This is a genomic window from Burkholderia reimsis, from assembly GCF_003294055.1.
Classification (GTDB): Bacteria; Pseudomonadota; Gammaproteobacteria; order Burkholderiales; family Burkholderiaceae; genus Burkholderia; species Burkholderia cepacia.
In genome coordinates this window covers 155,914-175,695 of the sequence record NZ_QMFZ01000006.1, presented here as the reverse complement: position 1 = coordinate 175,695, position 19,782 = coordinate 155,914, and the positions used below count along the sequence as shown (strand labels likewise).

General features: G+C 67.2%; 19 protein-coding genes. 9 read left to right on the top strand and 10 right to left on the bottom strand.

Going from position 1 to position 19,782, the window contains the following annotated elements:
- Positions 1-51 precede the first annotated feature (51 nt).
- On the top strand, positions 52-1,590 hold the full coding sequence (locus tag DPV79_RS10155) for an MFS transporter (protein WP_113045332.1): 1,539 nt from the start codon (positions 52-54) through the stop codon (positions 1,588-1,590).
- A gap of 51 nt (positions 1,591-1,641) precedes the next feature.
- Here DPV79_RS10155 and DPV79_RS10150 read toward each other — a convergent pair whose 3' ends face one another.
- From DPV79_RS10150 to DPV79_RS10120, 7 genes are all read right to left on the bottom strand, one after another.
- Positions 1,642-3,015: an efflux transporter outer membrane subunit gene (locus tag DPV79_RS10150; protein ID WP_113045331.1), complete on the bottom strand. Its 1,374-nt coding sequence runs from the start codon at positions 3,013-3,015 to the stop codon at positions 1,642-1,644.
- 13 nt (positions 3,016-3,028) lie between these two features.
- Positions 3,029-5,089 (bottom strand): MacB family efflux pump subunit, encoded by a 2,061-nt coding sequence (locus tag DPV79_RS10145; protein WP_113045330.1) that lies wholly within the window; start codon positions 5,087-5,089, stop codon positions 3,029-3,031.
- Positions 5,090-5,091: 2 nt separating this feature from the next.
- Entirely contained in the window at positions 5,092-6,285 is a 1,194-nt protein-coding gene (gene macA, locus DPV79_RS10140) for a macrolide transporter subunit MacA (protein WP_059485166.1), read from the bottom strand.
- Between the two features lie 286 nt (positions 6,286-6,571).
- Positions 6,572-7,300: a class I SAM-dependent methyltransferase gene (locus DPV79_RS10135; RefSeq protein WP_113045329.1), complete on the bottom strand. Its 729-nt coding sequence runs from the start codon at positions 7,298-7,300 to the stop codon at positions 6,572-6,574.
- A gap of 55 nt (positions 7,301-7,355) precedes the next feature.
- The gene (locus DPV79_RS10130) at positions 7,356-7,937 is read right to left on the bottom strand and encodes an HD domain-containing protein (RefSeq protein WP_021162781.1); all 582 of its coding nucleotides are present in this window, start codon (positions 7,935-7,937) and stop codon (positions 7,356-7,358) included.
- An 81-nt stretch (positions 7,938-8,018) separates the two neighbouring features.
- Positions 8,019-8,576, bottom strand: a complete 558-nt coding sequence (locus DPV79_RS10125; protein ID WP_059709465.1) for a helix-turn-helix domain-containing protein — start codon at positions 8,574-8,576, stop codon at positions 8,019-8,021.
- Between the two features lie 84 nt (positions 8,577-8,660).
- On the bottom strand, positions 8,661-9,299 hold the full coding sequence (locus DPV79_RS10120) for a hypothetical protein (protein WP_060050342.1): 639 nt from the start codon (positions 9,297-9,299) through the stop codon (positions 8,661-8,663).
- Positions 9,300-9,660: 361 nt separating this feature from the next.
- On the opposite strand from DPV79_RS10120, the gene DPV79_RS10115 reads away from it, so the two are divergent.
- Positions 9,661-11,064 (top strand): HdeD family acid-resistance protein, encoded by a 1,404-nt coding sequence (locus tag DPV79_RS10115; RefSeq protein WP_059484040.1) that lies wholly within the window; start codon positions 9,661-9,663, stop codon positions 11,062-11,064.
- 96 nt (positions 11,065-11,160) lie between these two features.
- Positions 11,161-11,739 carry a hypothetical protein gene (locus DPV79_RS10110; RefSeq protein WP_113045328.1) on the top strand — a complete coding sequence of 193 codons (579 nt, stop codon included), beginning with the start codon at positions 11,161-11,163 and terminating at the stop codon, positions 11,737-11,739.
- A gap of 81 nt (positions 11,740-11,820) precedes the next feature.
- Here the strand turns inward: DPV79_RS10110 and DPV79_RS10105 are convergent, their stop codons facing one another.
- On the bottom strand, positions 11,821-12,210 hold the full coding sequence (locus DPV79_RS10105) for an OsmC family protein (protein ID WP_113045327.1): 390 nt from the start codon (positions 12,208-12,210) through the stop codon (positions 11,821-11,823).
- A gap of 230 nt (positions 12,211-12,440) precedes the next feature.
- Here DPV79_RS10105 and DPV79_RS10100 point away from each other — a divergent pair, with 230 nt between their 5' ends.
- Entirely contained in the window at positions 12,441-13,172 is a 732-nt protein-coding gene (locus DPV79_RS10100; RefSeq protein WP_111939346.1) for a ribonuclease T2, read from the top strand.
- Positions 13,173-13,341: 169 nt separating this feature from the next.
- Here DPV79_RS10100 and DPV79_RS10095 read toward each other — a convergent pair whose 3' ends face one another.
- Positions 13,342-13,980: a cysteine hydrolase family protein gene (locus DPV79_RS10095; protein ID WP_113045326.1), complete on the bottom strand. Its 639-nt coding sequence runs from the start codon at positions 13,978-13,980 to the stop codon at positions 13,342-13,344.
- 313 nt (positions 13,981-14,293) lie between these two features.
- Between DPV79_RS10095 and DPV79_RS10090 the strand changes: the two genes are divergently transcribed.
- Both DPV79_RS10090 and DPV79_RS10085 read left to right on the top strand, forming a co-directional pair.
- Positions 14,294-14,698 (top strand): hypothetical protein, encoded by a 405-nt coding sequence (locus tag DPV79_RS10090; protein ID WP_060050352.1) that lies wholly within the window; start codon positions 14,294-14,296, stop codon positions 14,696-14,698.
- 150 nt (positions 14,699-14,848) lie between these two features.
- Positions 14,849-15,214: a VOC family protein gene (locus DPV79_RS10085; protein WP_113045325.1), complete on the top strand. Its 366-nt coding sequence runs from the start codon at positions 14,849-14,851 to the stop codon at positions 15,212-15,214.
- 572 nt (positions 15,215-15,786) lie between these two features.
- Here the strand turns inward: DPV79_RS10085 and DPV79_RS10080 are convergent.
- Positions 15,787-16,701 (bottom strand): glutaminase, encoded by a 915-nt coding sequence (locus DPV79_RS10080; RefSeq protein ID WP_027789597.1) that lies wholly within the window; start codon positions 16,699-16,701, stop codon positions 15,787-15,789.
- Positions 16,702-16,919: 218 nt separating this feature from the next.
- On the opposite strand from DPV79_RS10080, the gene DPV79_RS10075 reads away from it, so the two are divergent.
- The 3 genes from DPV79_RS10075 (at position 16,920) to DPV79_RS10065 (ending at position 19,774) form a co-directional block, all read left to right on the top strand.
- Entirely contained in the window at positions 16,920-17,630 is a 711-nt protein-coding gene (locus DPV79_RS10075) for a response regulator (protein ID WP_027789596.1), read from the top strand.
- A gap of 64 nt (positions 17,631-17,694) precedes the next feature.
- Positions 17,695-18,825 carry an ATP-binding protein gene (locus DPV79_RS10070; RefSeq protein WP_021162771.1) on the top strand — a complete coding sequence of 377 codons (1,131 nt, stop codon included), beginning with the start codon at positions 17,695-17,697 and terminating at the stop codon, positions 18,823-18,825.
- A 325-nt stretch (positions 18,826-19,150) separates the two neighbouring features.
- On the top strand, positions 19,151-19,774 hold the full coding sequence (locus DPV79_RS10065; protein ID WP_021162770.1) for an FMN-dependent NADH-azoreductase: 624 nt from the start codon (positions 19,151-19,153) through the stop codon (positions 19,772-19,774).
- Positions 19,775-19,782: the final 8 nt, after the last annotated feature.

Below are 19,782 nucleotides of genomic sequence, written 5' to 3'. Positions count from 1 at the left end.
CCTTCTCATCTGGAGGCGCGCGGCCCGTTGCCGGGCCGCCGCGCAATACGCATGACGCTATCCGACTCCCGCAGGAATGCGGTCGCGCTCGCGGCCGTCTGTCTCACGTCGCTGATGTTCGGCCTCGAAATCTCGAGCGTGCCGGTGATCCTGCCGACGCTCGAACACGTGCTGCATGGCGATTTCAACGGCATGCAGTGGATCATGAACGCGTACACGATCGCGTGTACGACCGTGCTGATGGCGGCCGGCACGCTCGCCGACCGGTTCGGCCGCAAGCGCGTGTACGTGACCGGCACCGTGCTGTTCGGCGCGACGTCGCTGCTGTGCGGGCTCGCGCCGAACGTGCCGGTGCTCGTCGCGGGCCGGCTGCTGCAGGGCGCCAGCGGCGGCGCGATGCTGATCTGCCAGATTGCGGTGCTGTCGCATCAGTTCCGCGAAGGCCGCGAGCGCGGCCGCGCATTCGGGATCTGGGGGATCGTGTTCGGCATCGGGCTCGGTTTCGGGCCGATCGTCGGCGGCGCGATCGTCGCGCTGGCGAACTGGCCGTGGGTGTTCCTCGTTCATGCACCGCTCGCGGCCGTCGCGCTCGCGCTGATCGGCGGCGCGGTGCAGGAGTCGCGCGATCCGCACGCGGGCAGCCTCGACGTGGCGGGCATCGTCACGCTGTCGCTCGCGGTGCTCGGCCTGGCCTTCTACATCACGCAAAGCGCGGAACTCGGGCTGACGAGCGCCGCCGGCCTCGGCGTGCTCGGCGCGACCGTGCTGGCGGTGGCCGGCTTCTTCCTCGCGGAACGCGCGAGCGCGCGGCCGATGTTCGACTTCTCGGTGTTCCGGATCCGCGCGTTCACCGGCGCGATCTTCGGCTCGATGGGGATGAACTTCAGCTTCTGGCCGTTCATGATCTACCTGCCGATCTGGTTTCAGGTCGCGCTCGGCTACGACAGCGTGACGGCCGGCCTCGCGTTGCTCACGTACACGCTGCCGACGCTGGTCGCGCCGCCGTTCGGCGAACGGCTCGCGCTGCGCTACGGGCCGGGCGTCGTGATCCCGGGCGGCTTGTTCACGATCGCCGCCGGTTTTGTGCTGATGCGGATCGGCAGCGCGGCCGACCACGCGAGCTGGTTGACGATGCTGCCCGGCTGCGTGATCGCCGGCATCGGGCTCGGGCTCACGAACACGCCGGTGACCAACACGACGACGGGCGCGGTGCCGAGCGCGCGGGCGGGGATGGCGTCGGGCATCGACATGAGCGCGCGGATGATCTCGCTCGCACTGAATATCGCGGCCATGGGCTTCGTGCTGGTCGCGGGCATCGTCGCGAGCCTGAAGGGCGGTGTCGCGGGCACGATCGGCGATGGGGCGCTGCGCCGGCTCGCGCAGGAGATTGCTTCCGGGCGAACCGACGGGCTGCACGAGATCGCACCGGCGCTCGCACAGGCCGACCCGACCGGCGCGGCGTTGCATGCGGCGCTCGTGCACGGGTTCGGCTGGGTGATGGTGTACGGCGCGGCCGGCGTGGCCGTGCTCGCGACGGCGAGCGCGGTGGCGTTCGCGCCGGCGCGGCGCGGGGCGGCCGTGTGCGAATGACGCCGCGCATGGCCGGCGGGGCAGGGGCGGCCGGCCCGGTGCGCGGGCCGGTCAGGACATCCCGCCGCCGAGCGCGCGGTACAGCGTCATCTGGTTGTTGAGCCGGTCCAGCCGCGTCTGTTCGTCGGCGCTTTGCGCATCGCGCAGCCGCTGCTGCTGGTCGAGCCACGGTTGCACGGCGGTCGCACCGGCCGCGAACTGCGCGGCGGCGAGCCGCTCGGCACGCTGCGCCTGTTCGAGCGACAGCGCGCGCTGTTCGGCCTCGCGTTCGAGCTGGACGCGCGCCGACAGCGCGTTCTCGACTTCCGCGAGTGCCGTGTAGAGCTTCTGCCGGAACCCGACGACGGCCTCCTCGTACTGCGTCTTCGACACCTTGATCTGCAACTGCATCGTGTTCCACTGGATGAACGGCAGGGCCAGGCCGAGCCCGAGCGTGCCGACCGGATTCGCGAGCACGCGCTCGAGGCTCGTGCTCGACGTGCCGGCCGCGCCGGTCAGCGTGAAGGTCGGGTAGAAACTGGTACGTGTCGCGTCGACCTGCGCGAGCGATTCGCGCAGCCTGAATTCCGCCGCGCGCAAGTCGGGGCGCCGGCCGAGCAGGCTGGCCGGCAGGCCGGCCGCCACTTCCGGCGGCGGCGCGTCGGGCAGCGCCGGCGGTTCGGCCGCGCGCTGTTGTGGCGGCCGGTCGAACAGGATCGCGAGGGCGTGACGGTTCTCGGTACGCTGCTGGATCATGCGTGTCTGCGCGGCCCGTTGCGTGGCGAGGCTTTGCTCGGCCTGCGCAAGGTCGAGCCCCGACACGGCGCCGGCCGTGTGTCGTGACCGGACGACCGCGAGCGTGCGGACCGCATACGCGATGTTCGCGTCGCCGAGCGCGATCTGCCGGTTCAGGAAGCCGATCCGCCAGTACAGCGACGCGGTCGTGCCGATCAGCGACAGCCGCGCGGCTTCGAGATCGGCGGCCGTCGCGTCGGCTTCCCAGCGCGCGGCGTCGCGCAGCGCGGCCAGCCGGCCCCACAGGTCGATTTCATAGCTGAGCGAAACGTTCGCGTTGCTCGACCGGCTCATCTGGTGCGTATCGAGCGTGCGCGACACGGCACCGTTCGCGCCGAGCGTCACGTTGGGCGTCAGGTTCGTATTCGCGAGCCCGGCCTGCAGTTGCGCGCGGTACACGCGGATCGCCGCGATCGCGAGGTCGTTGTTGGCGCGCAGCGCGTCGTCGATCAGCGCGTCGAGTTGCGGATCGCCGAAGCTGCGCCACCAGTCGCGCGTCGTGGCCGGTGCGTCGGCGGAAACCGGCGCCGACCAGTTCGCGGGCATCGCGACGGCGGGCAGCGGATCATGGCGCGCGCCCGCGCAACCGGCGAGCAGCGCGGCCGCGCATGCGAATGCGCCGAGGCGCTGGAGCGGTGAGGAATGCGTCATGGCGGGCCTTGCGTCAGTCGCGCGCGAGCGCATCGATCGGATCGAGCCGCGATGCGTTGCGCGCGGGCATGAAGCCGAATATCACACCGGTGAGCGTCGAGCAGACGAACGCGGTCACGATCGCGCCGGCCGAGAACACCATCTTCCACTGCGCGACGAACATCGAGAACAGCGCGCCGAGCCCGAATGACAGCACGATGCCGATCGTGCCGCCGAGCAGGCAGACCAGCACGGCCTCGACGAGAAACTGCTGCAGGATGTCGGACTGGCGCGCGCCGACCGCCATCCGGATGCCGATTTCGCGCGTGCGCTCGGTAACCGACACCAGCATGATGTTCATCACGCCGATTCCGCCGACGACGAGCGAGATCACGGCGATCAACGACAGCAGCAGCGTCAGCGACTGGCCGGTCTTCTCGACGGTCTTCACGACGCTGTCCATGTTGTACGTGAAGAAGTCCTTGCGGCCGTGGCGCTGCTTCATCAGCGTTTCGAGGCTTTTTTCGGCGGCGGCGCTCGGCTGCCCGTCGCGCACGCGCACGGTGATGCTGTCGAGATAACGCTGCCCGAAGAGACGCCCGCTCGCGGTCGTGTACGGCACCCACACGTTCAGGCTTTTCACGCTGCCGAACGCGCTCTTCTTGTCCGCCGTCACGCCGATCACCACGCACGGCACGTTGTCGACCAGGATCACTTCGCCGATCGGGTTGCGCGTCGCGCCGAACAGCTTGCGGCGCGTGTTCTGGTCGATCACGGCCACCTGCACCTGGCGGCGCACTGCATCCTCATCGAATGCGACACCGAGCGCCAAACGCATCCCGCGCGCCTGGAAGAAGCGGTCGCCGACGCCGCTCACGAGCGCGTTCACGTCGACGTTGCGGTAGCGCAGCAGCAGCGTGCGCGACGTTTCGGGCGTCGCGCTGTCGACATACGGCTGCTCGGCGAGCGCGGCGACATCGGCGGGCACGAGCGTCTGGATCGCATCGGCGCGGCTGTCGCCCCAGTCGGTGCCCGGGTAGATGTTGATCGTGTTCGTGCCGATGCTGCCGATCTCGTCGAGCATGTAGCGCTTCGCGCCTTCGCCGATCGCGACGATCGACACGACCGACGTGATGCCGATGATGATGCCGAGCATCGTCAGCAGCGTGCGCAGCCGGTGCGACACGAGTGCGATCCACGCCATCCGGCAGGCCTCGGCGAAGCGTCCGGAGCCGGCCGCGAAGCGGCGCACGCGCGGGGCGGCATCGGCCTGCGGGTCGGGGGCGACTGCCGCGGGCGGCAACGGCATGTCGCGACGATCGCGGGTGGATGGTGTGCCGGTTTCCGCTTCGCTCGCTTCCGCTGCATCTGCGCCCGCGGCTGCTTCCGCGAGGGCTTCCGCATGGTGGCGGTTCGGCCGGTCGGCGACGATCTCGCCGTCGCTGATTTCGATGATGCGCCGCGCATGGCGCGCGACGGCCTTGTCGTGCGTGACGATGACGATCGTGTGGCCGAGCGCGTTCAGCTCGTGCAGGATGCGGATCACGTCCTGGCCGCTTTTCGTGTCGAGCGCGCCGGTCGGTTCGTCGGCGAGGATCACGTGGCCGCCGTTCATCAGCGCGCGCGCGATGCTCACGCGCTGCTGCTGGCCGCCGGACAGTTGCCCGGGGCGATGGTGCGCACGATCCGCGAGCCCGAGGCGCGCGAGCAGCTCGCGTGCGCGCGCGTGCCGCTCCGCGCGCGGCGTGCCGGCATAGATCGCGGGCATTTCGAGGTTCGCGACGGCATCGACGTGCGGCAGCAGGTGATAGCGCTGGAACACGAAGCCGAAGTGCTCGCGGCGCAGTTGCGCGAGCTCGTCGCTGTCGAGCATGTGCGTGTCGCGGCCGCCGACCGTGTAGGTGCCTTCGCTCGGGTGGTCGAGGCAGCCGAGGATGTTCATCAGCGTCGACTTCCCGGAACCCGACGCGCCGACGATCGCGACGATCTCGCCCGCGTGGATCGACAGGTTGACGTTGTTCAGCACGACGACGTCCTTGTCGCCGGCCGGAAAGCGTCGTGTGACGGCGGAGAGTTTCAGCAGGGGCTGGCTCATCGTCACACCACGTCCGCCAGCGGCGCGTGGTCGTCCGCGGACGCTTCGCCGATCACCACGCGTTCGCCGTCCTTCAGGCCGGCCAGCACTTCGACGCGCACGTTGTTGTTGATGCCGATGCGGACGTTGCGCGTTTCCGTGCTGCCGTCGGCGCGCAGCACGCGCACCGCGTAGGTGCCGTCCTTGCGTTTCTCGCCCAGCGCGGCGGCCGGAATGCTGAGCGCGTTGCGCGCGTTGCCGAGCACGATGTTGACCTGCGCGGTCATCGAGATGCGCAGCCGGTGCTCGGGATTCGGCACCTCGAACAACGCGTTGTAGAACACCGCCGAATTCGGTTTCGCGCCGCCGCCCGCGCCGCCGCCGAGCGCGCCTTGCGTTTCGGCGTAGTTCTGCGGCGCCGGCTCGATCGCGCGCAGCTTGCCGTAGTGGCGCCTGTCCGGTTCGCCCAGGATCGTGAAATACGCGGTCTGGCCGGCGTTCACGCGGATCACGTCGGCTTCCGACACCTGCGCCTTCACGGTCATCGTGTCGAGATCCGCGAGCTTCAGGATCACCGGCGCCTGCTGTTGCGCGATCACCGTCTGGCCTTCCTGCGTGACGATCGCGACGACCTGGCCGTCGATCGGCGCGACGATGCGCGTGTAGCCGAGGTTGGCCTGCGCGGTCTCGATCTGGATGCGGGCCGAGCGGATCTGCGCGGCGAGCGACGCGAGCGTCGCGCGCTGCACGTCGAGCGTCGCGCGCGCGGCTTCGAACGACTCGCGCGACGTCGCGTCGTCGGGCAGCATGGCCTGCTGGCGCCGGAACGCGAGTTCCGCCTGCGTGAGTTGCGCGGCGGTCGACTGCTGCTGCGCGCGCAGGCTTTCTTCGCTGGCGCGTGCCTGGCGCAGCGCGTTTTCCGAGAGCACGGGGTCGATCTCGGCGAGCCACTGGCCCTTCGTGACCTTGTCGCCGAGCTTGACCTTCAGCGACTTCAACTGCCCCGAGACTTGCGCGCCGACGTCGACCTGCCTGAATGCCTGCAGCGCACCGGTGGCCAGCACCGCGTTTTCGAGGTCGCCGCGCGAGACGGGCGCGGACAGGTATTGCGGATGCTTGTCGGGTGCGCACGCCTTCAGCGTGACACCGGTGGCGATCGCGACGATGGCGAGGGAAGCCAGCACGATGCGCCGGCGGCGATGGGTCTTCTGAGTCATGAGCATGCGGCGAGGATGAAGCGATGCCGGCGTTGCGTGCGGCCGGGCGGGACGATCCGGCCGGCGTCGCATGCAGGGCGTGTGGCCCGCGACGGAATCCGCGTACGCATCGCGCGGGCGTGCCGATTCGAATCAGGCGCTCATGGTAAGCGAGGAATTCACGACAAATCGTGTGGAAATTGTGCTGAATTGTGCGGACGCCACGCCGGAGCGGGGGCCGGGCGGCGTCATTGTTGCGATCTGTCAAGTCTGCGGACGACGGCCCGCGTGCGTACCGCGCTTCGCGTTATCGCCGCGCGGCGACGAGTGCCATCATCGGCCGGTCGCGTTCCTCGTCGAGCGCGGGCAGGGCATCGACCTGTTCCTGCGTCGGCCCCCATTCGTCCAGGTGCGCGAGCGTGAAGCCGCTGCCGATCAGTAGGTTCACGAGCGTGCCGAGCGTGCGGTGCTGCTTGACGACGCCCGGCGCGAGCCAGTCGGTCACGCGTTCGCCTTCGCGCTGATAGCCGTCGAGCGGCCACGAACGGTTGCCCTGCGCGTCGACGACGAAACCGGGCCGGCGCGGCGCCGTATAGACCGGATGCTCGATCGAGAACACGAGCCGCCCGCCCGGCACGAGCGCACGATGGAGCGTGCGGAACAAGGTATCGAGGTCTCCGATGTAATGGAACGCGAGCGAGCTGTACGCGAGATCGAACGCCGCATCCGGCAGCGCGAGCGTTTCGAGGTCGGCGCGGCGGTACGTGATCGCCGGATGCGCGGCGCTCGATGCCGCACGTTCGAGCATGCGCTCGGACACGTCGATGCCGAGCACGCTTGCCGCGCCCTGGCCGGCGGCCCAGCGGCTGAACCATCCGTAGCCGCAGCCGAGGTCGAGCACGCGGCGACCGCGCAGGTCGGGCAGCAACGCGCGCAGCGCGGGCCATTCGGGGGCGCCGTCGAGTCCGTGGATCGAGCGGTTCAGGCGGCTGTAGCCTTCGAAGAAGGCCGGGTCGTCGTAGATGTTCTGCGTCATGCGTAGGGCCTCGTGCGGGCAGGGTGCGCGGTGTCGCGCGCCCGGTTCCGCGAGCTTACGCGTGCTGCCCGCTCGCGTCGATCCGGCGTTGCGTGTCGGCGTCGACGATGTCGCGGATCGCGCTGAACAGCGGTGCGGCGTCGGTATAGCGGCGGCCGTAGCCGAGATTGAACGCGTAGTCGAAGCCGGGCGGATTGCGGCCCTGGGTGTGCTGCAGGATCGTCTCCAGCTTGTCGAACGCTTTTGCCGCGCGCGCTTCCGGCGACGCGGCCGCTTCGTATTCATCCCACAGTGCGACGATCTCGTCGCGCTGCGCCGGATCGAGCGGCGCGGTCAGCGTCAGCAGGTCGTCGCGTTCGTGCGCGCTCTTGTCGGGGTGCGCGGCCTGCTCGATCGCGGGGATGTCGCCGTGCAGCGCCTCGCCGAGATCGTGGACGACACACAGCTTCAGCAGCTTCAGCGTGTCGATGCCGGGCAGCGCATCGGCGAATACGAGTGCCATCAGGCACAGCCGCCAGCTATGCTCGGCGGTGCTTTCCGCGCGCCCGGCCGACGTGTGGCCGCTGCGCAGCACATCCTTCAGGCGTTCGGCTTCGCGCAGGAACGCGAGCCGCGCGTGGATCGTATCGGGGTTCATGGTCGGTGTCCGTGCGATGAGCCGTCAAGCGTAAGGCGGCCACGCACGGTTCGTCCACGCATGAAATATGCGCGGGTCGTACTACAGCGTTTCCACGAGCCGCGCGGCCGACCCGTCCGACAACGTCATCCGTGTCCACCGGCACAGGCTGCCGCGGATCGGCACGACGCGCGACGCATTCGCGCCGGTGTCGAATTCGACGCTCGGCGGCCCGGCGCGATCATGCCAGCCGAGCGTATCGAGCGCGGTTTCCATGCGGACGATTGCCGGCGTCGCATAGCGCCACAGCGACGTGCCGAGCAGCATCGACAGCGGTTGCGAGAATTCGGCTGCACGCGCAGGCGAACAGGCGAGCAGCCGGTGCGTGAGGTCGCACACGAGATGCATGCGGCCCGCGCTGCCCGCGACGAGCCGCGCAAGCGCGTGATCGCCCGCGGAATCGAGGCGTGCGGCGAGCAGCCGTTCGGCCGTCGCGCGTTCGCCGGGCGACATCTGTTGCAGGCCGGCTTCCCAGCGCGAGATCGTCGACTGCGCCACGCCGAACAGTTCCGCCGCGTGGCTCTGTTTCACGCGGTGCAGCGCACGCCAGCGCTTGAGTTGCGGGCCGAGTGGCGGCGTGTGTAGCGGTGAGGCAGACATGGCGATGCTCCGGTTGCGGTCGTCGGGTGCGCTCGCGTGCCGCTGCCTGCCGTCACAGGCGCAACAGCGGCGACGCTTGTGCCATTACATGATCCGGAGGCCGCCGTTTGCCTCGATCGCGATGGCTGCGAACGGCACGAGCACGATGCCGCCCAGCACGAGCAGGCCGTCGGCAGCCACCGTGATCGGCGTGGCGAGGATCCGCAGGCCCATGCCGGCGACGGACGGCGATTCCCGGATGTACACCGAGTACCGCTCGTTGAAAGGTTGCGTGGCGCCTTTATCCTTCGCGGCGAAACCCTCCGTCGAATAGCGCTTGCCTTCGATGTTGCCTTCGAGCGCGAGGCCGGCCGTCCCGGCAGTGAATCCGTCGGCGCTCGCGGCTTGCCGGGCGTCGTCCGGCGCGTCCTTTGGCAACACGATCCGGTAGTGGCCGGTGATGCTGCCGCCGCGCGCATGAAAGTCGGCAAACGTCGTGCGCAGCGATTTCCGGTACCCGGACAACAGCACCGGCCGCAATTGCGCCGGCAGATCGAAGATGTAGTGATAGTTCGTACCGAGGACGACCAGTTTCTTGCCGTCCTGCGTGATCATGAAGCTCGTGACGTATTCGCTGTATGCGTCGTTCTCGTACAGCTTCGGCGTGAAGCAGCCCGACAGCGCGAGGGTGCTCGCGGCCATGGCGGCGGCCAGCAGGCGCCGGCGCGTGATCGATGTTTTCATGGATTATTGTCCCGTCTGATGCGGTTTGGTGGCTTGCGCCCTCGGAAGCCGGATTCTCGCGTATCCGCTGCGCGTTGTCGAACGGGAAATCTGCCTGGGCAGCGCTCGCAATCCGGCCCTGTCCAGAGGCATGCTGCGCTCTCCCGACCCGCCGCCAACGTTTTCGTCGCGCTTTCAACCGCCTCCGCCATATCTTATTATTCGGCCAGTGCGGAGGCGTACCGGCCGCCAACGGTCATGTCGAGGCATGACGCGCCGGCATGAATGACCGCTTTTCGGCCGGTGCGTCGCTCGACGCGCGGTCGAAACGACAGGACCCGCGTGGCCAGCGCGTGTCCCAAAAAAATCACGAGAGGGCGCGATGGTACGACTGGTCTTGCTGCTGCTGGGCATCGAATACTTGCGCACCCGCTGGCGCGGGCTGACCGCACTTGGCTGGGTGTGGGTCGTTGCGGGTGTGGTGATCTTCGTCGACGCGCTCGACGGCGCGCTGCATTTTCCGATCCAGATCTTCGCGTGGCTGTTCCTGATCGAGGGGCTCGCGACGCTCGCGGTGGCCGGCAGCGGCGTCGGCGGGCAGCGCGTCCTGCGCTACGTGAAGGGGATCGCGGTCGTGGTGGCCGCCGGGCTCGTGTTCGCGGGGCATCATCATGGCCATTTCCTGCTGTCGATGATCTTCGGCACGTTGTTCCTCGTCGACGGGCTGCTGCAGTGCACCGCCGCGTGGATGGTGCGCTATCGCCGCTGGAACGTCGCCTTCGCGTGGGGCGTCGTCGAAATCCTGCTGGCGATCTTCTTCTACCAGCCGTACCCGACCCACTACGTGGGCACCGTGCCGTACTGCCTCGGCCTGCTGCTGATATTCGGCGGGATGCACATGCTGAGCCTCGCCGCACGCGTGCGGCGACTGACGCGCAATCCGGCGTTCGCGACCTCGCCGGCGCCGGCACTCGCACCGGACCTCGACGATGCGCGCGACCTGCCGCATTTTTCCCAATCCGAATGGGACGGCCCGCCGGCCGACGGCGAGCATGCGCTCACCGTGCACGTGTGGACGCCGACCGGCACGTCGAAAGCCGAAGCGCAACGCTACCCGGTGATCGACCGTTATATCGCGGCGGTGGACGTCAACGGCGTGATCTCGACCGGGCACGCGGCGCTGGAATCGCCGGAGGGCATCTATATCAGCCTGTATCCGGGCGTCGAAATCGATCGTTCTCCGGACGAATTCACGCGCATCCTGCGTGCAACCCGCGAAAACGACGTGCCGGGCCTGTTCCAGCCCGACTACGCGACCGAGTCGAAGGCATGGTGCCCGTCGACCGTGCGCGTGCGGATCCGCAACTACGATCCGGCGAAGCTGGACGCGTTCTGGTCGTCGTACCGGCAGAACGTGACGTACAACCTCACGCACCGCAACTGCTCGAGCACCGTGTCGAACGCACTCGAAGCCGCGCTCGACGGCGCGGTGTGGCGGCTGAAGGGGGCGCGCGCCGGATGGGGCGCGTTCGTGCGCTTGCTGCTCACGCCCGAGCTGTGGGTTGCCGCGCAGATCCGCAAGCGCGCGGTGACGATGGCATGGACGCCCGGGCTCACGCTCGACTATGCGCGCGCGCTCAGCATGCTTGCCGACCCGCGGCCGTTCGCGTGGTGGAAGGTCGCGCGCTCGGCCGTGAAGGCGATCATGGAGTCGCGCCGCACGTGGCGCGAGCAGGACAACGCGGCGCTGTCGCCGGGCGGATCGGAGGCCGCGTCGTTGAAGTGACCGCGTGCCGCCGGACGAGGGCCCGGCGTCACTGAGGCCGCCACCGCGCGGCCCGGCGATGTTGCCCGCCACAAGAACCCACAGATACGAACAACAATGAACAAGACGAGCGCATTCCGCATCCTGATTCCCGCCGTGCTGGCGCTGACGAGCGCCGGTTTCGCGCAGGCGAGCGCGGACGAAGTGCCGCACATGAGCGACGACGTGTACCGCACCTCGGTGTCGTTCTGCTCGAACGTCGCGGCCGCGGAGAAGATCGCGTGCCAGGGCGACATGATTGCCGCGGGCAGCCGGATCGTCGCGGCGATCGGCGGCCTGCCGCCGGCATCCGCCGTGTCGATCGACGAAGGCGCGCGCAACAAGCTGCCGGCGGCGGAGCGCAGGGGGCTCGCGCCTGTCGAGCCGCGCGCGATCGACAAGGACGACGACGTTGCCGGTCTCGCCGGCATGGTGCGCCTATGCGACGTGTACGAATCCGAACCGGCATCGCGTGCGCGGCATCACGCGGCGTTGAAGCAGCAGGCGCCGGATGCGGCGCCGCGCGTCGAGGCGTTGCTGGCCGATGCGTCGACGGCGGCGCGCCAGCGCGTCAGCATCGGCGTGTGGCAGATCCTCGCGCTCGAAGGCCCCGAAGCGTCCGCCCGCGCGTGCACACGGCTCGGCACCGGGTCGTGAGTGCCTGTTCGCCACGGATGCCTGTCGTGTGGCCATCGACGTGCGGCCGTCGACCGTGCCGAGTCCGGCGCGCCGTGACGGTCAGCCGCTCGCGATCGTGGCCGGCCTGACCCGTATCGGCTTGCCGAGCGTCCGGGCGACCGGAGAAGCCCGCACCGCGTCGCGCACAAGTGTCTGCTGCGCGTGCGACAGCGGCGCCGCGAAGCGCAGTGCGATGTCGAAGCCCGTTTCGTGGTCGAGGCGATCGACGGTGACGTCCGCCGTGCACGCGGGCAGTGTCACGCCCGCGCGTCGTGCGGCCAGGTCGATCGACATGCAGACGCAGGCCGCGAGCGCGCTTTCGAGCAGTTCGTGCGGCCGCATGCCGGCGTCGCCGCACTGGCCGTCCTTGCGCGTGTCCGAGCGCACGACGCTGCGTCCGTTGCCGATCTCGACGCAATGTGGCTTGCCGAGCCGTGTCGCGGTCACCATGGCGATGCTCCGTTGCAGGATGAGGGTGGCGACACGGTACGCCGGCGTCGCGTGCGGCGGAAGGCAACCGCTGGTGCCGGTACCGGTTGTAACCGGCTCGGCGGCGACCCGCACATTATTTCGTCCACCTTCACATTCGTGCCACGTTGCGACGGCAACAATCGCGGCCGGACATTCGACAACCGTGCGGCGCATCCCGCGACCGCATGCCTTTTCCGAGGAAACACGCCATGCTCAAGACGCTCGCCCGCGCCGCTGCCGCACTCGCCGTTGCTTCCGTGTCGCTGCACGCCGCCGCGCAGACCAGCTACGACTACCTGTTGCTCGCCGCATCGTGGGAGCCCGGCTTCTGCGCGTCGCACGACACGCCGGAATGCACGAACCTCGCCGGCTCGTATGCGGCGACGAGCCTGTCGCTGCATGGCCTGTGGCCGAACCGTTATGACGGCAACCAGCCGTTCTACTGCGGCGTGCCGCAGAACGACATCGACCTCGACAACGCGCACCAGTGGTGCAGCATGGACGCCTACCCGATCAGCAGCGCGACCCGCAACACGCTGTCGACGTACATGCCGGGCGTCGCGTCGTGCCTCGACAAGCACGAATGGTTCAAGCACGGCACCTGCTCGAACTCGGCGACGCCCGATGCGTACTGGAACCAGGCGTCCGGCATGATCAGCCGGCTCGGCAATACGTCGTTCAACGCGTACCTGCAGGCGAACGCGGGCAAGACGGTCACGCGCAACCAGTTGCTGTCGGCATTTGAAGGCGCGTTCGGCAGCAACACGCGCAGCGCGGTGTCGCTGAAGTGCACGAAGACGAATGGCGTCAGCTATTTCACCGAAGCGTGGATCGCGGTGAAGACCAATGCGACCGCGCAGTTTCCGAGCGCCGCGTCGCTCGTGACCGACGGCAATACGCAGGGCACGTGCCCGACGTCGGGTGTGTATATCGCGAAGTAACGCGGAAGGGGGGGGCGGCGCGCGCGGCATCGCGCACGCCGTCGCCGGTTACGGGTTCGGCGGGACGCTCGACCACGGCAGCCGGGCCTGGTGGCCGTCACCCTGCAGGTCGACTCGGGTGATGTCGTTGGCCTGTCGCGCTCGCTCGCACGTGTGTGTGTGCGTGCGTTTACGCGAGCAACTGCAACGCGTCCTCGAGCGACAGCACCGTCGTGCGCGATTCGAAGGCGGTGGCGAACAGGTGCTCGTGAACCACCGGGTCCGGGTCGTAGCAACAATCCTTGACCGTAAAGAGGCGGAAGTCCGCGTCGCTCGCGTGGGCGATCGACGACAGCATCACGCCCGTCGACGCGATGCCGACCATGATCAGCGAATCGACGCCTTGCTCGACCAGGCGCGCTTGCAGATCGGTGCCGAAGAACACGCTGGCGCGGTGCGCGACGATCAGCGGTTCGTCGGCCTGCCGACCCAACTCCGGGCATGGGCCGTCGTCGATGAAGTGGCCGAGCTGCTTGATGCCCTGGCCGTTCTTGTTGCGCGGGCTGACTTCCGGGTAGCCGGGGCTGAACCGGAGGTTCGCGAACCAGACGCCGATGCCGCTTGCCCGCGCCGCGTCGCAGAGCCGGCGCGTATTGGCGAGCAGCGCAGGGGCGACCGACGGAAAGAGGCCGAGGATGTCGGTCTGGTAATGCATGACGAGCAGCGCGGTGCTTGACGGCACGATCGCGGGAATCGGCGCGGATGGGGCGTCGCCGGGGTTGGTGCGGGGGGGCGTTGTTGCGATTTCCGGTGCGTTTTGCCGAGTCATGAACGAGGGTCTCCGATAGCTCGCGGGGAATTTCAGCGTCCCCGATTTGTACCGGAAAATCGGGGGGGGTGCCGATGCGATTTTCGTAGGGGCATTTTGTTGCGTCGCGCGGTGGTTTCCGTCACACCGGCGTCAAGTTGCCGCTCGGCCGCAATATACTGGCGTGCGCTTTATCGACCGACAGTCGGTTGCGGTAGGGCGATACCGATGTCGATGGCCAGCTTCTGCTGCTCGCCTTTTCGCATGCGTCGTTGGGTTTGCGCGAGCTGGTCGGCGCAGGTACAGCTGGCCAACATTTGGGTTAGTAAACGCGATGGCAAAACCGTTCTTAACCGTATTAGTGAAGGGTTCATTTCCGGAAGCTTTTGGCTTTGTCGAGACTTTGCTTCAACCTCTTGGATTCCTGCTCGTCAATCCCGATAGCGGACAAATCACGCACTGGAGCGATGACGGGCAGCAGATCGCAGTATCCCGAACCTGGATTATTGACGAAGCACCAACAGGTAAAGCGAAGAACGTACAGTTCTGGCAATCCGGCTGTGACGATCTGTTTGTGTCCTGGATCGATGCGTCGCCGGGATGGGAGTTTTCTTTTCATCTCGATGGCGTCACGCCGGAATTGAAGGTCGCGCTGGCCACCGCACTCTCAAATGCGATTCTGGTCGATTTGAGGCTTCAATACGGAGAAGAGTGTGCGTTGAGGATCGAATTTGACTAAGGTTCCAGTCGAGAGACTGGTATTGATTCCGGTTGCCGGATTCCCCGAACAAGTCGTCAACCATTTCAGCGCCAGTACCATTCCATGTCGTTACGGGCGGCTACGGTACATATATTGCCTTTCGGCAGACAACCAAGGGAACGGGTACTGATGAGCATTCGAGGGAAAGACCGCCAGATCGATAACATCGAATTCAATGTCAGCGATATTGGACGAAGCAAGGCCTTCTATGGCAGCGTTTTCGGCTGGACTTTCACCGATTACGGCCCGACCTACACCGAGTTTCACGACGGCCGGATCGCAGGCGGGTTGACAACGGGTGAGCCTGTCCGGCCAGGCGGCCCGCTAGTCATCCTCTACGCCGATGATCTGGCTGAAATCCAGCGAAGGATCGAGGCGACGGGCGCCACCATCAACCGTCAGACCTTCTCGTTCCCTGGCGGCCGGCGCTTTCACTTTATTGACCCCGATGGTTATGAACTGGCCGTATGGTCAGAAGACGAATCGAGCCAGTAACCAAAACGAGAGTCGCCAAACGATGAGATCCGCCGCCTCAAAGACACCCCAACCCGGGGGCTTTGAGGCGTCAGCAATCGCCAGTTGCGGACCCTTGACGTCTCGTCCAAGATTGTGGGCAATCCAGTCATGACTTCGACCTCACCGCTGATGCATTGCCCCTATTGCGCTGCCGAACTCGTCATGGCTGCGGGAGGAGAGCTTCAATGTGCATCGACGGGCGCACTTTTTAGCCGCTCCGTTCGAACGCAGCTCGAAGCACTCAGGACCGGCGGAATGTCCGGTCAACCATCCCGGTCCTATGTGGGGCGATGGTTTTGTCCATGTTGCGGTGAACAGACCGACGATAGCGTTTGTCTGGGCTGCGGCGTTGTGATTACTGCCAGGTTAGCCCGTGAGCTCATAGAGCTCAATCCACACGTTTCTCCGCAAATGCCGACGTGACTGTCCGCAACCGAGAATGGGGCGGGCCGCTCCGGGTCGATCGCTGCCGAACGACGAATTCGCCATTGAGTGTGCCGGAACTCACCAGCCGCCGTTGCGCCAGATGAGTCTCACTTGACTTTCGCACCTCAAAAAATCGACCTCCCCGAATAAGTCGTCAACCACTCCAACGCCAGCGTCCCCGCCAACGAGTTCCCATTAGCATCGAGCCCCGGCGCCCACACACAAACCGCCATTTCCCCGGGCAGCACCGCCACGATCCCGCCGCCGACACCACTCTTCGCCGGCAACCCGACGCGATACACAAAATCCCCCGCCGCATCGTAAGTGCCGCAGGTCAGCATCAACGCCGACAGCCGCTTGGCGGAACTCGAATCCACAATCCGCTCGCCGGTCACCGGCGCGACCCCGCCATTCGCGAGAAACAGCGCGGCGCTTGCCAGCTCGACACAGTTCATCGTGATCGCGCACTGTCGGCAATACGCATCGATCACCGTGTCGGGCGGCATCTGCATGTTGCCGAAGCTCGCCATGAAGTGCGCCATCGCGCGGTTGCGCTCCGCGTGCTGCAGTTCCGACTGCGCGACGCGCGAATCGTAGTCGATGTCGTTCGCGCCGATCAGCCGCCGCACGAATTCGACGAGCGCCGTCTCGGCCTTCACGAAACGCCGGCACAGCACGTCGGTGACAACCAGCGCCCCCGCATTGATGAACGGGTTGCGCGGCTTGCCGCGCTCGCTCTCGAGCTGGACCAGCGAGTTGAACGCGTTGCCGGACGGCTCGCGGCCGACCCGTTCCCACAGGTCGTCGCCCAGCAGCTGGAACGCGAGCGTGCACGCGAACAGCTTCGAGATGCTCTGGATCGAGAAGCGCTCGTGCGCGTCGCCGACCGTGCAAACGTTTCCATCGAGTGTGACGACGGCCATCCCGAACTTGTCGGCGGGCACTTTCGCGAGCTCGGGAATGTAATCGGCGACCCGTCCCTGGCCAATCCAGGGGGCGAGTTCGGTGTGGATGCGTTCGAGGATCGTTTGGTAATTCATCAAGTCAGGCGGGCAGCGCATGGCCCGGATTCAGGCGAGCCCGTATGGAACCGTCCCGGCGCCGATTCGTCAAGTTCGGCCGATATCGTTCCCTTATTTTCAAGACCGCTAAACAGGCAATCGGCTGTCGCAGTATCATGCGGTACGTTTCGGCCACTGGCCGGCGTCCGGCACCGGCCGGCGCCGCCGCGGCTTTCCCGATGAACCGACCGCTGCCCATGTCTTTTCGTATCCTGCTCGTCGAAGACGACACCCGCCTGTCCACGCTGATCGCCGGCTACCTGCGCAAGAACGACTATGAAGTCGACACTGTGCTGCATGGTGACGCCGCGGTGCCGGCGATCCTGTCCATTCGTCCCGATCTCGTCATTCTCGACGTGAACCTGCCGGGCAAGGACGGCTTCGAAATCTGCCGGGAGGCGCGCAAGCAGTACGACGGCGTGATCATCATGGTGACGGCCCGCGACGAGCCGTTCGACGAACTGCTCGGCCTGGAATTCGGCGCGGACGACTACGTGCACAAGCCGGTCGAGCCGCGCATCCTGCTCGCGCGGATCAAGGCCCAGCTGCGCCGTGCGCCCGCGCGCGCGCCCGAGAGCAGCGCGCCGCAGCCCGAACGCTACGCGTTCGGCAAGTTCTCGATCGACCGCACCGACCGCTCCGTCGTGCTGCCCGACGGCAGCACGCCCGACCTGACGTCGGCCGAATTCGACCTGCTGTGGGCGCTCGTGTGCCATGCGGGCGAAGTCGTCAGCCGCGACGACCTGATGCTGCAGTTGCGTGGCGTCGAGTTCGACGGCCTCGACCGCACGATCGACGGGCGCATCTCGAAGCTGCGCCGCAAGCTGCGCGATGACGCGAGCAACCCGCAGCGGATCAAGACGATCCGCAGCAAGGGTTATCAATTCAGCAAGCACGCGTGGGAATGACGCGGCCTTCGGGCGACGCCGTCACGTTCCGCGCGGGCATTCCCCCTGCCGGCCGGGAGCCGAGATGATCCGACGAACCCGTTCGCACCCCGATGCACCGCCGCTGCCGACGCTGCGCTACGTCAAATGGCGCTGGCTGCATTTCCGCCGCGCGTGGACCGATACGCGCGCCGACCGCATTCCGAGCTGGTCGCGCCTTTACGTGCGCACCTACCTGCATCTGCTCGGCCTCGTGCTGCTGACCGCGCTCGTGCCGGCGCTCGCGCTGTGTGTCGAATTGTCGCCGCAGGTCGTGTGGCATGCGTTCGATTCGCTGCCCGGCGACATCTGGATCGTGCTCGCGTTCGTGTTCGCCGCACCCGCGCTCGCGGCGTACCGGTGGATGCGGCCGGTGTGGTCGGATCTCGTGATGGTGCGCGAGCGCGCGATCGACTTCACGGGCGGCCGCTTCAACACGCGCGCGCGCGAATCGCACAGCGTGATCATCGGCCCGCTCGCACGGACGCTGAATGCGCTCGCGATGCGGATGGAACGCCTGATCGCCGCGCAGCGCGACCTCACGAACGGCATCTCGCACGAGCTGCGCACGCCGCTCGCACGTGTGCGTTTCGCGCTCGAAATGCTGCGCGAGCCAAGTTCCGCGGCCGAATACCAGAGCGCGCTCGAGAGCATCGCGCAGGACGTGACCGAGCTCGAGGAACTGATCGACATGAGCCTGACGTTCGCGCGGCTCGAATACAGTTCGCTGCAGTCGAATCTCGAGATGACGGCCCCCGTCGCGTGGTTCGAACACCAGGTCAACGATGCGCAGCTGCTGTATCCGGAACGCGCGATCGAGTCGCGTATCGCGATCGCGTCGGACCTGCGGGTGAAGATGGACCGGCGGCTGATGTCGTACGCGATGCGCAACCTGCTGCGCAACGCGAGCAAGTACGCGAGGTCGCGGATCGTCGTCGGGATCTCGCTCGTGCACGGCAACATCGGGATCTTCGTCGAGGACGACGGCCCCGGCGTGCCGGAGAGCGAGCGCGAGCGGATCTTCGACGCGTTCGTGCGCCTCGACCGCCGCACCGGCGGTTATGGCCTCGGCCTGTCGATCACGCGGCAGGTGCTCCACGCGCACAACGGCCGGATCGCGGTCGTCGACCCGATGGAACTCGGCGGCGCACGCTTCGAGATCAGCTGGCCGGTCTGACGATCCGCAACACGAATCCCGGGGCCCCGGGCCTCGACAGCAACCCCGCACGACCCCACGACCCCACGACAGCCGCGCGCGCCGGATTCGAGCGCGTCGCCGGGTTGTCCCGCCGTTCCTTTCCCGTCCCGATGTCTGCCCGCACCGCCACCGCATGACGATTCGTTTGCCGCACGTGCGCGCTTTGCATTACGATTGCAATTGCAACTGTGTGGGCGGGCCGATCCGTGTCAGTGGAGGCGGGCGGCCCGCGACGCAGCCGTGAAGCCGGGGCAGCCACGGTGGCCGCTCCGTTGTTCATGCATTCCTGTCAGGGTCATACGTCATGCGGCTTTTGAATATCGTGTCTTCTCCCCGCGGCGCGAGGTCGGCGTCGATCGCGGTCGCCAATGCCTTTGTCGATGCGTTCCGGGAAACGGGCGCATCGATCGACGTCGATACGCTGAATGTCTGGGAAGAAGACTTGCCGGACTTCGGCAGCGACGCGATCGGCGCGAAGTACAAAGGCGTCGCCAACGCGCCGATGGACGACGCGGAACAGTCGGTCTGGCGGCGCATCCAGGCGCTCGTGAAGCGCTTTCAGGAAGCGGACCGGATCGTCGTGGGCGTGCCGATGTGGAATTTCGGCTATCCGTACAAGCTCAAGCAGCTGATCGATCTCGTCAGCCAGCGGAACATGCTGTTCACGTTCGACGGCAAGGCCTACGGTCCGCTGCTGGAGATTCCGCGCGCGCTGGTCATCCATGTTCGCGGACAGAGCCGGGAGACGGGCGCCGGTGCCGACAATCCGGGGTTCCGGCATCAGGCCGACTACATCGAATTCTGGTTGAAGTTCATCGGCGTGAGCGAGGTCAGGAGCCTGACCGTCGAACACACGTGGGGGGCGCGGGCGAGCGACAGCATCGAACAGGCGCAGGCCCGGGCGGTCGCGATGGCCGCGGCGTTCTGATCCGGGCG

Bases quoted from the DNA above. Each gene is read 5' to 3' on its own strand.
- DPV79_RS10155 (WP_113045332.1), top strand. From the start codon at position 52: ATGACGCTATCCGACTCCCGCAGGAATGCGGTCGCGCTCGCGGCCGTC.
- DPV79_RS10150 (WP_113045331.1), bottom strand. From the start codon at position 3,015: ATGACGCATTCCTCACCGCTCCAGCGCCTCGGCGCATTCGCATGCGCG.
- DPV79_RS10145 (WP_113045330.1), bottom strand. From the start codon at position 5,089: ATGAGCCAGCCCCTGCTGAAACTCTCCGCCGTCACACGACGCTTTCCG.
- macA (WP_059485166.1), bottom strand. From the start codon at position 6,285: ATGACTCAGAAGACCCATCGCCGCCGGCGCATCGTGCTGGCTTCCCTC.
- DPV79_RS10135 (WP_113045329.1), bottom strand. From the start codon at position 7,300: ATGACGCAGAACATCTACGACGACCCGGCCTTCTTCGAAGGCTACAGC.
- DPV79_RS10130 (WP_021162781.1), bottom strand. From the start codon at position 7,937: ATGAACCCCGATACGATCCACGCGCGGCTCGCGTTCCTGCGCGAAGCC.
- DPV79_RS10125 (WP_059709465.1), bottom strand. From the start codon at position 8,576: ATGTCTGCCTCACCGCTACACACGCCGCCACTCGGCCCGCAACTCAAG.
- DPV79_RS10120 (WP_060050342.1), bottom strand. From the start codon at position 9,299: ATGAAAACATCGATCACGCGCCGGCGCCTGCTGGCCGCCGCCATGGCC.
- DPV79_RS10115 (WP_059484040.1), top strand. From the start codon at position 9,661: ATGGTACGACTGGTCTTGCTGCTGCTGGGCATCGAATACTTGCGCACC.
- DPV79_RS10110 (WP_113045328.1), top strand. From the start codon at position 11,161: ATGAACAAGACGAGCGCATTCCGCATCCTGATTCCCGCCGTGCTGGCG.
- DPV79_RS10105 (WP_113045327.1), bottom strand. From the start codon at position 12,210: ATGGTGACCGCGACACGGCTCGGCAAGCCACATTGCGTCGAGATCGGC.
- DPV79_RS10100 (WP_111939346.1), top strand. From the start codon at position 12,441: ATGCTCAAGACGCTCGCCCGCGCCGCTGCCGCACTCGCCGTTGCTTCC.
- DPV79_RS10095 (WP_113045326.1), bottom strand. From the start codon at position 13,980: ATGACTCGGCAAAACGCACCGGAAATCGCAACAACGCCCCCCCGCACC.
- DPV79_RS10090 (WP_060050352.1), top strand. From the start codon at position 14,294: ATGGCAAAACCGTTCTTAACCGTATTAGTGAAGGGTTCATTTCCGGAA.
- DPV79_RS10085 (WP_113045325.1), top strand. From the start codon at position 14,849: ATGAGCATTCGAGGGAAAGACCGCCAGATCGATAACATCGAATTCAAT.
- DPV79_RS10080 (WP_027789597.1), bottom strand. From the start codon at position 16,701: ATGAATTACCAAACGATCCTCGAACGCATCCACACCGAACTCGCCCCC.
- DPV79_RS10075 (WP_027789596.1), top strand. From the start codon at position 16,920: ATGTCTTTTCGTATCCTGCTCGTCGAAGACGACACCCGCCTGTCCACG.
- DPV79_RS10070 (WP_021162771.1), top strand. From the start codon at position 17,695: ATGATCCGACGAACCCGTTCGCACCCCGATGCACCGCCGCTGCCGACG.
- DPV79_RS10065 (WP_021162770.1), top strand. From the start codon at position 19,151: ATGCGGCTTTTGAATATCGTGTCTTCTCCCCGCGGCGCGAGGTCGGCG.